Annotated in this window: 11 protein-coding genes; 3 read left to right on the top strand and 8 right to left on the bottom strand. The window is 61.0% G+C overall.

Translation table 11 applies throughout. The annotated features are described in order from the left end of the window. Positions 1–10: 10 nt before the first annotated feature. Positions 11–2,563, top strand: coding sequence for a DEAD/DEAH box helicase (locus QP968_RS00920; RefSeq protein ID WP_284854462.1), 2,553 nt, complete (start codon positions 11–13; stop codon positions 2,561–2,563). Between the two features lie 90 nt (positions 2,564–2,653). Here the strand turns inward: QP968_RS00920 and QP968_RS00915 are convergent, their stop codons facing one another. After that, entirely contained in the window at positions 2,654–3,901 is a 1,248-nt protein-coding gene (locus QP968_RS00915; protein WP_284854460.1) for an MFS transporter, read from the bottom strand. Between the two features lie 88 nt (positions 3,902–3,989). Between QP968_RS00915 and QP968_RS00910 the strand changes: the two genes are divergently transcribed. Together QP968_RS00910 and QP968_RS00905 are read left to right on the top strand one after the other, a co-directional pair. After that, entirely contained in the window at positions 3,990–5,015 is a 1,026-nt protein-coding gene (locus QP968_RS00910) for a DUF4272 domain-containing protein (RefSeq protein ID WP_284854458.1), read from the top strand. Between the two features lie 115 nt (positions 5,016–5,130). Next, positions 5,131–5,961 carry a hypothetical protein gene (locus tag QP968_RS00905; RefSeq protein WP_284854457.1) on the top strand — a complete coding sequence of 277 codons (831 nt, stop codon included), beginning with the start codon at positions 5,131–5,133 and terminating at the stop codon, positions 5,959–5,961. Between the two features lie 6 nt (positions 5,962–5,967). Here QP968_RS00905 and QP968_RS00900 read toward each other — a convergent pair whose 3' ends face one another. The 7 genes from QP968_RS00900 to QP968_RS00870 all read right to left on the bottom strand — a co-directional run bounded on the left by QP968_RS00900 (position 5,968) and on the right by QP968_RS00870 (position 14,194). After that, positions 5,968–6,579 carry a GH25 family lysozyme gene (locus QP968_RS00900; RefSeq protein WP_284854456.1) on the bottom strand — a complete coding sequence of 204 codons (612 nt, stop codon included), beginning with the start codon at positions 6,577–6,579 and terminating at the stop codon, positions 5,968–5,970. Further along, positions 6,576–7,103, bottom strand: coding sequence for an NUDIX hydrolase (locus QP968_RS00895; RefSeq protein WP_284854455.1), 528 nt, complete (start codon positions 7,101–7,103; stop codon positions 6,576–6,578). Before QP968_RS00895 ends, QP968_RS00900 begins: the two co-directional genes overlap by 4 nt. 38 nt (positions 7,104–7,141) lie before the next feature. Next, on the bottom strand, positions 7,142–8,110 hold the full coding sequence (locus tag QP968_RS00890; protein WP_284854454.1) for a trypsin-like serine protease: 969 nt from the start codon (positions 8,108–8,110) through the stop codon (positions 7,142–7,144). Positions 8,111–8,121: 11 nt separating this feature from the next. Next, positions 8,122–8,253 carry a hypothetical protein gene (locus tag QP968_RS00885; protein WP_269544977.1) on the bottom strand — a complete coding sequence of 44 codons (132 nt, stop codon included), beginning with the start codon at positions 8,251–8,253 and terminating at the stop codon, positions 8,122–8,124. Between the two features lie 9 nt (positions 8,254–8,262). Then, positions 8,263–9,723, bottom strand: coding sequence for a threonine synthase (gene thrC, locus QP968_RS00880; RefSeq protein WP_284854453.1), 1,461 nt, complete (start codon positions 9,721–9,723; stop codon positions 8,263–8,265). Between the two features lie 73 nt (positions 9,724–9,796). After that, positions 9,797–12,856: a bifunctional [glutamine synthetase] adenylyltransferase/[glutamine synthetase]-adenylyl-L-tyrosine phosphorylase gene (locus QP968_RS00875; protein WP_284854452.1), complete on the bottom strand. Its 3,060-nt coding sequence runs from the start codon at positions 12,854–12,856 to the stop codon at positions 9,797–9,799. Between the two features lie 12 nt (positions 12,857–12,868). Further along, positions 12,869–14,194, bottom strand: coding sequence for a glutamine synthetase family protein (locus QP968_RS00870; protein ID WP_284854451.1), 1,326 nt, complete (start codon positions 14,192–14,194; stop codon positions 12,869–12,871). Between the last annotated feature and the right edge of the window lie 92 nt (positions 14,195–14,286).

Raw genomic sequence — 14,286 nt, 5'->3', positions numbered from 1 at the left:
GACGAACACAATGACACTTTCCAACTTCACCTACGACCCGGCACTGGTGGCTGAACTGGCCGCAAGTTTCGGGCTGCGCAAGGCAAATATCCGCGCACTCGACGCGCTGACCAAGCGACTCGAACACCAGGACACCAGGGACGAACCCGTCGTAATGGACATGGCAACGGGTGCGGGAAAGACCTATGTCATGGCCGCGTTCATCGAGTACCTGCGCCGTCAGGGACACCGCAACGTCATGATTGTCACCCCTGGCCTTGTGGTGCAGAAGAAGACCGTGGCGAACTTCACCGCTGGCTCGCGCAAGTACATTGCGGGCGCACCTGTGGAAGCCAACGTGATTACCCCGGACAACTACACCACCACGCACACGGCCCAGGCCGACTTCACCGAGTCCGGCGCCAGCAACATCTACGTGTTTAACGTGCAGCAACTCATTGCACCGAACACCTTGGAGGGTGAGACGAAAAGCGGTGGCAGGCAGGCCACCGCGCGTGGTATCCGCAAGTTCTCCGAGTACGTCGGCGTGCTCTACGACGACCTTGCCGCACTTGACGACCTCGTGATTCTGGCGGACGAACACCACCTGTATTCAGCCAGCGCCAAGGCGTTCAACGCCGCGATTCGTGACCTCAAACCGGCAGTGTCCGTGGGCTTTACCGCGTCGGCAGGCGATGGGGACGACGTGGTCTTCCGCTACACGCTGCGCGAGGCCATTGCCGACAAGTCGGTCAAACAGCCCGTGATTGCCTACCGCAAGGACGGCTACGGCGACAACGGCAGGTACCAGCAACTCAAAGACGCCTGCACCCTGCTCGACGTCAAAGCCCGACACTACGCGGCGTATGCGAGTACGCACCCGGATAAGGCACCAATTACGCCGGTCATGCTGGTGGTGTGCGAGGACATTGCGCACGCAAAAAACGTGGAGGAAATGTTGGTATCCCCCGACTTCTTCGGCGACCCGTACGCGGTGTTGCGCGTGGACTCGGACTCGATGACCGACGAGAAGGCCACGTTGTTGGACGAACTGGGCTCGCCGGACTCGCCGGTGCGCGCGGTGGTCAGTGTCAACAAACTCAAGGAGGGCTGGGATACCCGCTCTATTGCGGTGATGGTGACGTTGCGCGCAATGGACTCTGACATTTTGACCCAGCAGACCCTGGGCCGTGGCCTGCGACTACCGTTTGGCACGTACACGGACGAGGAACCCATCGACACGCTCGACGTGGTGGCACACGAGTCGTTCCGTCGCCTGCTCGATAGCGAGAAGGTGCTGCGCTCGTTTGGCGTGGAGAAGGTGCAGGTGCAGGTGCCACAGCCGGACCCGTCACCGCAGCCGGACCCGGCCCCCGCAGTGGACCCGGCACCAACAACAGACCCGGACCCCGCGCCGCAGCCGGGTGGCGGAGACGGTGCCGGTTCGTCCCCTGCCCCAGTCCCAGCCCCAGCCCCAGCCCCAGCCCCAGCAGTAGACCCAGCCCCGGTGGCCACGCTGCGCGAACTCGGCGGTGACGGCACGCCGGCCGATAAGTGGCACCCCGCGCCGACGTCACCCGCCGTGGTTGAAATCATGGAGCGCTTTGCCGACGTGTCGTTCCTGTTCCCGCGCACCACGCGCGTGCGCGAGGACTCCTACTACTCGCTAAGCAAACTGGCGACCAGCGACGTTGTGCAGACCGCCTACCGGGTCGGAGCCGACAACACGGCGGTGATGGAGCGCTACAAACTGAACTTCAAACCCCACACCATCGCGGCGAAGCGACTGCGCCAGCAGCCCGTGTCCGGTCTGGAAGTGGACACCGAGACCGTGCGCAAGGAACTCAAGACGACGCTTCTGCGCCACCGGCTCATTGAGCCGAACAGCGACAACATTGGACAAATCGACAACCGTATCCTGCCCGAGTTCCTACGCGCCGTCCCATTTGACACCTGGACACTGGACGCACTGGCCGTGGCTGCGTCGGTGCTCGGCGAACTCATTGACCGCGAAGTCACCAAGTTCGCAAAGGCGTTGCAGCCCGTGGTCAAACTGTGCCCGCTGGTGCTGCCGCGTGAGCACCGTCGTTCCTACACACTCGCGGCGGGTAAGACCATTGAGCCGCGGCCCGAAGCCGGTGGGAAATACGTGCGGTATCAGTTCTATACCGGCTGGGAGAACAACCTGTACAACGCCGCCGCGTTCGACTCTGAATCGGGCGAGGCCAAACTGGCCTGCGACCTCGACGTCTCCCCCGACGTCAAGTGGTGGACCAGGCTCTACCGCGAGGACGGCGCCAGCATTGCCTACGGTGCCAACTCCACCTACCACCCGGACTTCATCGTCCGTGACACCGACGGGCGGACCTGGATTGTCGAGGGCAAGGACGAGCGGGGACGAACCGACGAGGAGGTGCAGCGCAAACGCGACGCCGCCGAAGAAGCAATCAACCTCATGTCCACGGACCCCGACATGTGCAAGTTGAAAGTGGGCTACGTCATCGCCTACGAGAAGGACATTCGGGACTCCGGCACGTGGAAGAAGTTGCTGGCGGTCAGTTCGCCCGTGACCTCGCCGAACTAACACGGCGCGGGAAAACCGGGCGGTATCCGGTGGGAACGGGTTGTGAACCAACGTCACAGCGGCTGACCACGCGGTTCCACAAACACCCCCTCACCTAGCAGCAGCCAGCTCATCATCGATGCTCACCGGCGCGGCCGCACGTACCCCGATCGCGCCCATGAGCACGGCGCTGGCAACGAGCGCGATGAGGATCTCCCGCCACTGCCCCGTCGCGCCGTAGGCTGCTCCGACCACGACTGGGCCCGTACCCGCCAGGAGGTACCCGTACGGCTGCACGAAGCCGGACAGTTTCGCCGTGACCACGTGTGACCGGCTGCGCGCCGGGATCAGGGCGATGGCCGTGGGGAAACAGAACCCGCCGATACCCAACAGGAAAGCCCACACAAGAGGGAGCTTATCGCTGCTCAATAACAGCCCCAAGTATCCGGCTGCGGTGGCCGTGGCGAAGATGATCACGAACGGGGTGAGTGTACGGGCGCGTGCGATGAGCATGGGCATCACCAGCCCGCCGATCACGTTGAGGCCACCGACCAAAGCCAGCGCGATCGTGCCGGTTGTCGCGGATAAGCCACTGTCGCGGTAGATCTGTGGCAGCCAGCCCATTTGCACGTACGCGTTCATCGACTGCAAGCCGAAGAAGACCAACAGGAACAGCGCCGTCGGCGAGCGCCACATGGGCACGTTGAGGGTCGCGTCATCGTCGGCGGTAGCTGCATCGCTGCGTGGAGCATCGTTGCCAAGCTTGCCGACGACCACCAGCCACACCACAACCTGCACCACCGCCGGAACAGCCCACACGGCCAACGCCCACTGCCAGGCACCGTCGCCGGTGAACACCAACGCGCTCAACGGGCCAACGGCTCCGGACAAGCCAAGCAGGGCACCATAGGCCGTCATCAATGCCACCATGTGTCGCCCACCATGCTGCTTGATCCACGCTGGGAGCAGCACGTTAGCTACCGCGATACCAGCGACGACGAAGCCGGTGAGCGCGATGAACACCGCCATTGCTCCCACCCAAGGGCGCACCGCCAACCCGACGAATGTGAGTACGGTGCCCAGCGCGATAGTCCGCGTCAGCCCCAAGCGCATAGCCACGGGTACGGCACCCAGGCCCATCAATGCGAACAGGAACCCTGGCATCGCCGTGATCAGTCCGGCCTGGGACGCCCCTGCCCCGAAGGCGGCGAGGGTTTCCTCCAGCACTGGCCCCACCGATGAAATACCCGCGCGCAGGTTGATCGCCACCGCAATAACGGCGAGGAACAGCAACGGGGCCGACAGCAACGCTGCCGCGCCGGGACCTTTCGGGTTGGAGTGTTGGGACGTTGATGCCATTTGACCATTAGGCATCCCGCTTCGGGGTTACGTCAACTCGTCCGCGAAGGAAAGCAGGATTGCTTCACCTCACTTAAAATCACCGAGCATGTACATCAACGCATATTCAACCGTTCGTGATGAGGTCCCGGGGGACTACTCCCACCAGCGTGGTGTGGACGATCCGGAACTGGCTGGGCACGTTGACGGCTTCACGGGGTACGTATGGGACCGTGGTGGACAGGAGATGACCCCGAGCATGTTCGGGCTGATCCGTCATATCGGGGAAACACAACGGCAGTACGTCTTTGAGCGCGAAGACCTGCGTGGCCTCGAGGAGTGGGCTGAGCAGACCAACTCGGTGTTCCTGCTTCCCGACGGCACCGTGGTCAACGGGCAGGGCGAGGACATCATCGCTGGTGGCACCGTCCCATACCACCCGGCAGCACGGGAGCGGGCGTCGCGAGTGCGCGCGACAATCACGCAGGACACTGGGGTATCGCTGCCCGCGCACTACCCGCCGGTGCGCAGCGAATATGAAGCCGTAGTGCCTGATCCCCGGGAGGTTGCGCAGCGATTCATCTCCCTGATTGCCGTCTCCGAGGTAGCCGGGTTTTTCTCCAGCGGCTCGGAGCCACCACTGGAGGCGGTTCGTGGAGTGCTGCCCGGCGCATTTGAAACACTGACGCCGACAGAACACCGCTTCATCGAGCTCCTCGACTCCGGTGTGACACCGCACACCGCCTCCCCCGCTGGCGATGAAGCACGCTACTTGGCAGCTCAGCTGTCATGGCAAGTCATAGCAGCACAGATGCTCGCGCACGCTCTGGGCATCGTGGAACTTCCTGAAGGGGAAGTCCGAGGTGATACGAGTTCGCTGGCCCCGTGGGTCGCGGACACCGGCGAGACCGCCATTCACGAGCAGGCAACGGCGCTCATCGGCTTGCCGGAGTTGTGCGACACGTACGAATTCGTCCATTCGATGCGCTGGATCGCCGTCGACGAGCAGCTGAATCCCGAGCGCCCAGCAACTATCGACGAGCCAACCGCCAGCACGCTTCTGGAATGGCACCGCGCACTAGCGTGGCTGTTCCACCCGCACGCGGATTGGGACGACGTCGACCTGTCGACGTAAGAGGCACCCCGCTTCGGGCGGTTTCACCTCTGCCCTCCGCGCATATTCCAAGCCTTCCGGTGCTACGGTATTCCCGAGCTTTACACCCCGCGAGAATACACAGCGAAAGGCGATTATGACGTACCCGAACTCCCCTGAACCGAATTACGGTGCACCCCAACCGTCTGCACATAACTGGGGCGCTCCGGTTCCACCGCACCAGCAGCAGTATCAACAGCAGCCACCCCAACAACAGTATCAACAGCAGTACTATCCGCCGATGGGACAGCCACAGCAGAAGCAGTTTGCGCTTCCGGCATGGCCGACGTGGGTGTACGTGGGACTGTTCATTCTGACGTTGATCAGTAGCTTCCTGCCCTACGTCGCTGTGAAGATCACGGGTTCAAGTTTTGCTCAGGCCATGACTGCAGAAGTACCTTTCCTTGATGAATTCCTCGGTGAGGATTCCGATATCTTCGACAGTTTTGGCTCAGTGACGACTACGTTCAACTGGTGGGGCACACTCAACATGCAGGGCGATGGCGTTGGTTCGTTCGCGGAGGCCTTCGATGAGGAAATCACTTCTGAGCTTGGTAGTGACTACGAGACTATGAAGATCGTTTTCATGCTCATCACGTTGAGCGTGCTCGCATTGTTGGTTGGCGCTGTGGTGATGGGCGTTCTGAACAAGGTCAAGATCGCTGCTGTTTTTGGTCTTGTTGCTGGCGCAGTCCAGTTCCTTGCGCTCCTTCTTGGGGCGGCATCCCGGTTCTCTGCCGTTGCTGACCCTGTGGTCGCCGATATGGCGACGATCTCCTTCAGCGCTGGTTTCTGGCTCTGGACCGTCCTCTGCTTGGTTGCTGTGGGATTCAGCATTTACGTGCTGATTGCAAACAAGAAGCCGCAGAATGCTTTCATGCCTCAGCCAGTTCAACCGCAGCAGCCGGGATGGCCGAACGCGTACTAGTGGGCGTTAGATCAACCGAGCGTTAATATCCACCGCGTAACCCGCCACCGTGGCTTGTGAACCAAACTGCCACATGGCGGGTTTTTGCTTGCCGACGTCTACAGGCCACTCCTCCAGCCCCGGAAAAATATCCGCGGGGGTCCCTGCTTTGTTGTGGCCGTAACTGGCCACCCACAAGGCACCAAATTCGCGGGTGTCCGCGCCAAACATCCGCCACCGCCAGTACCGGGGATAGGTGTACACGCCCGCCACGTCAATACCGGCTGCGTGAAAACGATCGCGTGCTTCACGGATGTGATCAAGGTTTAAACCCGCTGGTGTTTCACAGTCCAACCAGATTGCGCGCGCCCATGGGCTGCCCGCGCCACCCATCACATCCACGGCTGCCGCGACTTGCTCGGCGATGGATGTGCCCTCACTCGGATTGCGCAGATAGTGGTAAGCCTCGGTGGAGATGGGGGCGGCCAAGGCGTCGTCGATATGCGAACGATACGTGCGGTCACGATAGGTGCCATCCGTTGTGCGCACGATAGCGAACTCGATGCCCTCAGCGGCGGCGCGCACAAGGCTGATGCCGTCTTGGTGCTCGCTGACGTCGATGCCGAAGCGGACGGTCATGAGCGCTTGGCAAACCCCATGCGCGGCGTGAAATTAGCAGGGTGTTTACGTTGTGCAATCGCATCAGCGATGACAAGACGCCACTTCGGGTCAGTCACCGGCATGTGGGCGATGGAGAACCAGCCAACGTCACTCGATTCATCATCAGCCACGAAAGGCACCGCGGACGGGTCGGTGGCCTCCAAGCGGATGGCCACGGACATGTAGGAAGCATTGTCACCGTTCGCGTGAACGATCGGCCCAATTGCGCCCGCGCCCAGCAAAGCAGCCGGTGTAACGTCCAAGCCGGTTTCCTCGCGCACCTCACGCACAGCAGCATCGTGGGGCTCCTCCCCCGGATCGCAGATACCTGTGACGGGGGTCCACGCACCGTTATCCGCGCGTTGGACAAGGAGCACCTCGGGCACAGCCCACGGGGAGTCATCGGTTGAGTCTCGCAGCACAATGGCGGATACAGCCGGGATCCACATCAGATCCGTTCCAATTTTCTTCCGGGTTTCCACGATGAACTCTGGGATAGGCATGGGGCCGAGTCTACGTCGTCACGAGGGCAGCGATGTAGTTACCAGGTTTGTTCCTCGAATTGGGCATCGGGGACAACGCGATTGATCACAGCCATAACCTGCTCATAGTTGGCATAAGACATGAGCCTCATGTGGGAATCAGGCAGCTCGCATGATTCTTCAGCTCGCTCCGCTTCAGTGCCGGAGACGACACCGATGATGGTGGCGCGGCCATTGATCTCATGGAACACGGGACCACCCGAATCACCGGGTGAGGCACACAGGTGACCAATATCCCCGTAGGTTTCGCGCTCCCCTTCTGCTTCGGTGCGGATGAGCTGCACGCGGCCACTATCTTCAAACACACCGCAGGTATATCCCGTGGTTCCACCGGTTTTACAAATGGGATCCTCACGCGACAGTGCACCGCCATAGATGGCAGTGGGGATCGGGGCGCCCACCAGATCCATGTAGCGGTTGGGATCCGTGATCTCAATGATGCCTACGTCAACACCATCATTGCCTTCGCTGTACAGACCCGAATAAATAAAACGGCCGGCCTCGACTGCGTAATCAGCTGCTGTCTCGGCGGTGGTGGGCCACACCAGATCTCCTTCACGGCCACAGTGTCCCGCGGTCACAGCAAAATTCCGGCCGTCCGCAGAACTGAAGCTGAATGCGACGGTGCACGACTGCGCAGTGAATGATTCCCCGGCTTGTGGGTAGTGGTCCGTGGACTGGATCTTGGTGCCTGGCGCCCACAGTGCGAAGGTAGGCACCTGAATCACTGTTCCCCCAGCTGGATCAGCTGGGGGTGCCCCCGGCGTTTGTACTCCTTCGCGCTCTTGGCGCTCTTCCACCGTCAGCGTCGGATACTGCGATGTGGTCACACCCAGGTAGACCACTGCAGCCACAACAAAGCTGACAATGACCACCATGGCCGCCCAGAATGTGGAACCATCTCCCCTTCTGGGTTGATACTCATCATCGGGCAGCGGGTACTGCTCGGGCGGGAACTGTGAGTGCATGAAGGAGGATCTTAGGACTCAGAAGAATCCGTGGTTGCTTCATCCTCGTCCTTCAGATCGTTCTGGATCTTCAGGTCGCGGATGAATTTCTCTGGGTCGAACTCTACGTAGTGCTCGGGGCCAGCAAATTGTTCCTGTGCCATGGTCGCTCCTTAGTTACCCGTACCACCGTTGCCGTCGATGCTGGCAATGTACTCCTTGACAGCTTCAGCGTCATTGGGCATATCTACCACGTGGCGGTCCGCATCCATGATGCCAGCGAAACGCTCCGGCACGTCCGGCTCCTGGCCAGTTGCTTCGACGATCGTTTCGGAGAACTTCACCGGCAGCGCAGTCTCCAAAACCACGATCGGGGTGTCCACCTGATCCTTGAGGCCACGGGCAACGAAGACACCGTCAGCGGTGTGCGGGTCGATGAGGGTGGACTGGTTGGTGTGGGTCTCACGGATCGTCGCAATGCGATCGGCGTGCGTGGAACGGCCGGATAGGAAGCCGTACGTGTTGCGAATCTCAGCCATCACGTCGTCGTTAAGCTCAAAGCCTCCGGCCTTGACCTGCATACCGAAGAGATCCTTGGTCTTTGCTGCGTCGCGGTCCAGCACATCAAAGATGAAGCGCTCAAAGTTGGATGCGCGGGAAATATCCATCGACGGCGAGGACGTTGCATGTGTTTCCGCGGAGGAACGCGGACGGTACTGCCCGGAGCTGAAGAACTCATGGAGCACGTCATTCTCATTCGTGGCCACGATGAGCTTGTCAATGGGCAGACCCATCTGCTTCGCAATATGGCCAGCGCAAATGTCGCCGAAGTTGCCGGTGGGCACGCAGAAGGACACCTGCTGCGGCTCCTGCCCCGGAGCTGGCGGCGATGTGAGCTTGATGTAGGAGGAAATGTAGTAAATCGTCTGCGCCAACAAACGTGCCCAGTTGATGGAGTTCACGGCACCGATGTGGTGCTTGGACTTGAAGGCCGCATCGGCGTTGACTTCCTTGACTACGTCCTGGCAGTCGTCGAAAACGCCATCGAGCGCGATGTTGAAGATGTTCGGCTCATCCAGGCCAAACATTTGAGCCTGCTGGAACGGGGTCATGCGGCCAGCTGGGGTGAGCATGAACACGTTGATGTTGTCGCGGCCACGCATAGCGTACTCCGCAGACGAGCCAGTATCGCCGGAGGTAGCACCCAAAATGTTGAGGGTTTCCTCCCGGCGCGCCAGCTCAAACTCGAAGAGCTCGCCGAGCAACTGCATGGCCATGTCCTTGAACGCAGCCGTGGGGCCTTCGGACAGGTGCGCAAGGTAGATGCCGTCTTCGAGCGCGGTGACGGGGACGATCTCTTCGGTGCTAAACACCGGGGTGCGGTAAGCAGCGGCGGTGAGCTCCTCAACCTTCGCCGGCGGGATATCGCTAACAAAGAGCTTGACTACCTCAGCGGCCAGGGCCGGGTAGCCGCCGTCGGCGAGGACTTCGCGCCACTCGGCCAGTTTCTCCTCTGTAATGCGCGGGTACGCAACCGGCACATACAGTCCGCCGTCGGGGGCTAGTCCGGACAGCAGAATGTCGGTGAACTTCTGCGGGGTCTTCGTCGTATCACGCGTTGAGATGTAATCCACCCCTAGGAGTCTAGCGTGCCTGGATCACACCTTTGGGCACACCGTCCCCGGAGCTCGCCAATCTCAGCCGAAGTTAGTCGTACTCAAAAGACGGCTCTTCACCCCAGAACACTTCTTCCACGATGCGGTGAGCCCGGCGGGTCACCTTCAGATAGTGGTCGAGGAACGCTTGCGCATCATGTGGGTCATATCCGGCTGCACCGGCTACCTGGTTGAGTTGAGCACCCGGGCCAGGCAACTGATCGATGCGCTTGCCGGTGACCAAGACCAATGCGTTGCGTGCTGCTGTGGCCAGCAACCAGGCGTCCGTCAGCGTGCAGGCCTGTGCGGGGGCAATGATGTCAGCAGCGGCATCCGTGACGAGGAAGTCCAGTACCTCCAGCGTCGAAGTGTTGTGGAGCTGCGGGTAGGTGTGGGCGTGCATCATGGTGAGCAGCTGCACCGTCCACTCAATATCTGTCAGCGCGCCACGCCCCAACTTCGTGTGGGTTGCACGGTCCGCATTGCGTGGCAGGCGCTCATTGTCCACGCGAGCCTTCATACGGCGAATCTCACGAATATCCGATTCACTCGCACCCCCATCGGGGTAACGGAATGGGTCGATGCTGTGCAGGAATTCCTCCCCCACCTGCGTGTCACCAGCGATGTAGGTGGCGCGCAGCAGCGCTTGGCGCTCCCACACCTCACCCCACTCTTGGTAGTAGCGCTTGTAGGACGCAATCGTGCGCACCACCGCACCAGAACGACCTTCCGGCCGCAGCCCCAGATCAACCTCCAGTGGCGGATCACCGGACGGCTTGGATAGGCGCTTCCGCAATTGATCAATGATCTTGGCAGCCCAGGCCAGCGCTTCCACTTCATCCACGCCCTCGCTGGGCTCAGCCACGATCATCACATCTGCGTCTGAGCCATAGCCCAGCTCCGCACCACCGAGGCGCCCCATACCGATGACAGCGATGCGGGCCAAAGGTTCTTCCACCCCGCGTTCCAGCAGGTCCGCATGAACTTCTGCTCGCAGGCCTGCCTCGAGCACGGCGTTCCACACCCAGGACAGCTGGTCGCACACCTCGCGCACATCCATCATGCCCAGCAGGTCCGCGGAAGCAATGCGGGCAAGCTCCGCGCGACGCAGGGAGCGCGCAACGCTGACTGCCTTATCCGGGTCGGCATGACGTTTCGCTGCCGCGATCAATGCCTTGTACACCCGGTCCGGCTCCGGATCGAGCAGCTTCGGCTGTGTTGCACCATCACCGAGCTGCTTGACTACATCGGGCGCGGAAATGATCAGGTTCGCCGCATAGGGGGATGTGCCCAGGATGTGCATGAGGCGTTCGCCGACCACTCCTTCGTCCCGAAGCATGCGCAAGAACCACGAGCGATCCTGCGCGGCATCAGACAGCTTGCGGTAGTTGAGCAAACCGGCATCCGGGTCCGCGGTCTCCCCTAGCCACACCAGCAGTGTGGGCAGCAGAATCGCCTGCAGCTTCGCCTTGCGCGAAGTACCCTTCACCAGCGCGGACAGGTGCTGGTAGGCACGCGTGGGGTGCGTGTACCCCAGCGCCTTGAGCTGTTCAATCGCCGCATCTTTGCTTAGCGACGCCTCCCCCACACTCATCCCCGCAATCGAATTCAACAGCGGGCGGTAGAACAACCGCGAGTGCAGGTCCGAAATCTTCTTGCGCTCAGCTTTCAGCCGCGCATCCATCTCATCCACCGCGGACAGGGTCGGTGAGGAGATAAAACCAGAGGTCAGTGCCAACCAACGGCGGCTTGGTGCATCATCGTCTTCCGGCAGCGTGTGCGTGCGGCGGAAGCGGTGCAGCTGAAGGCGGTGTTCCAGCAGCCGCAAAAACTCATACGCCTCGATGAGGTGCACGGCATCTTCACGGCCAATGTAGCCTCCATCCGAGAGAGCCTGGATGGATTCGATGGTGTTTTTAGTGCGCAAGGCAGCGTCGATACGCCCATGCACCAGCTGCAAAAGCTGCACGGCGAATTCCACATCGCGCAGGCCACCCTGACCGAGCTTGAGCTCACGCGAACGCATATCTTCCGGCACATTCGACAGCACACGGCGACGCATCGCCTGCACGTCCTCCACGAAGGAGTCTCGCTGGGAGGACTCCCACACCATCGGCTTCAGTTTTTCCCGGTAGGCCTGCCCCAACTCCATGTCACCCGTCATCGGGCGGGCTTTCAGCAGCGCCTGGAACTCCCACGTTTCCGCCCAGCGCTTGTAATAAGTCTCATGGGATTCCAGCGTGCGCACCAGCGCGCCAGACTTGCCTTCCGGCCGCAGGTTCGGGTCCACGTCAAAGAAGGCAGCAGTGCCTATCGACGTAAACTCGCTAGCCACCTTCGTCGCCTGCGCATCCGCCGGCTCCGCAACGAAAATGACATCCACATCGGAGATGTAGTTCAGCTCCCGCGCACCGCACTTACCCATCGCGATGACGGCCAGCTTCCCATTCATCGGGTCATCCCCGCACACCGAACGCACCGCCACAGCCAGCGCTGCGGTCAGCGCCGCATCCGCAATGGTGGTGAGCAGTTCCGTGACCTCGCTGTAGCTTAAGACCGGCTGGTCGGCGCCGTAGCCTTTGAAGGCGGAGTACGTTCCAGCGAGATCCGCCGCTGCTACACGCATGACCAGCGTGCGATACGTGCTCTTCAGAATCTTCTTTGCGTCTGTGCCCGTGATGGCTGCGCGGTAGGTGCCGGGCTGGTCCAAATCTGCGTTGGCAGTGGGATCCCCCGGTTCCGGCTGTGCATCAACCGCGCCCAACATGATCTGGAAGATCTCACCCCTGGTCGGCAGCGGCTCCGCCAGCAGCTTCCATTCCTCCGGGTGCGCCACCAGGTGGTCCCCCAAGGCCGTCGACCCGCCCAACAAGGCAAAGAGGCGGACGCGCAGCACCTCATCACTGATAAGCGCTTGGCGCAGCTCCTCGTACTTGTCGTCCAACGCCTCCGCCAGGCGAAAAGCCGTGTTCAGCGTGATATCCGGGTTGCCGGATCCGCCGAGGGTGTACAGCACGTCATTGTCACTCCAGCCCAGCCGCTCCAAATCCTCTGCTGCGGTTTTTCCGGTCAAGGCCAATTGAGCTGGTGAAGGAGACTTCGTGCGCGCCATATTCATCCTGTCTTAGAGGTTGAGGTTGTTAGCCAGTTCCCACGGAGTGATCTGATCCTCGTAGGCATGCCACTCATCCCACTTGGAACGCAGGAAGAATTCAAAGACCTGCTCGCCCAGTACCTCCGCCATGAACTCGGACTTTTCCAATGCGCGCAGAGCCTCATCGAGGGAGCCCGGCAAATCCTTATAGCCCATCGCACGCCGCTCCCGTCGGGTGAGCGCGAACACGTCATCCACCGCGGGCTCACCCAGTTCAAGGCCCTTCTCAATGCCGTCCAGTCCGGCCGCAAAGATCGCAGCGAAAGCCAGGTACGGGTTCGCGGCGGAGTCGATGGTGCGGACCTCAATGCGTCGAGAAGCACTCTTGTGCAGGCGATACGTGGGCACCCGCACCATCGCGGAACGGTTGGACACGCCCCACGTTGCTGCGGTCGGCGCCTCCGACCCGAACTGGAGGCGCTTGTACGAGTTCACCCACTGATTAGTCACCGCGGAGATCTCATTCGCATGCGCGATCACACCCGCGATGAACTGGCGCGCCGTCGTGGACAGCGAATATTCATCATCCGGATCATGGAACGCATTCTCCTCACCCTCGAAGAGAGAGAAGTGCGTGTGCATCGCCGAACCATTGTGCTCACGGAAAGGCTTAGGCATGAAGGTGGCAAGAATACCGTTCGCCTCCGCCACCGTCTTCACCACATAACGGAACGCAATGATGTTATCCGCCATCGTCAGCGCATCCGTGTGCCGCAGATCAATCTCCTGCTGCCCCGGCGAGCCCTCATGGTGGGAGAACTCTGTAGCAATGCCCATGTACTCAAGCGCTGAAATTGCTTGTCTGCGGAACCTCGGCGCCGCATTCTGCTTCGCCTGATCAAAATAACCGCCATCATCCACCGGCCGGGGATCCTCCCCACCCGTCAGCGCAAAAAACTCAATCTCCGGGCTGGCCACGCACTCAAAACCGGCTTCTGCTGCCTTGTTGAGTTGACGGCGCAACACCTGACGCGGATCCGCATACAACGGCTTGCCATCCGGCATGGAAATATCGCAGAACATCCGCGCCGTCTGCAGCCCATCCTCCGCATCAAACGGCAACGGCTGGAACGTCGAAGGGTCCGGCAGCAGCAGCGTATCCGACTCGGAAACCCGGGAAAACCCCTCAATGGACGAGCCATCAAAGCCAACACCTTCATCAAACGCCGTTTCCAATTCGGCCGGCGACATCATCACCGTCTTCAACGACCCAAACAAATCGGTAAACCACAGACGGATGAAACGAATGTCCCGCTCCTCAACCTCGCGCAGGACGTTTTCTTGTTGGCTGTTCATGCCTTTCCAATGTAGTTCCAGCTTGGTCAGAAGTGTGCATGTTCACCGCTGCAGCCCCTCTGATGTGTCCTGTGGGGTGAACGCCGCCTTCT

Source organism: Corynebacterium sp. MSK041 (assembly GCF_030232265.1).
GTDB lineage: Bacteria > Actinomycetota > Actinomycetes > Mycobacteriales > Mycobacteriaceae > Corynebacterium.
This window is presented reverse-complemented; position numbering and strand designations above follow the sequence as displayed.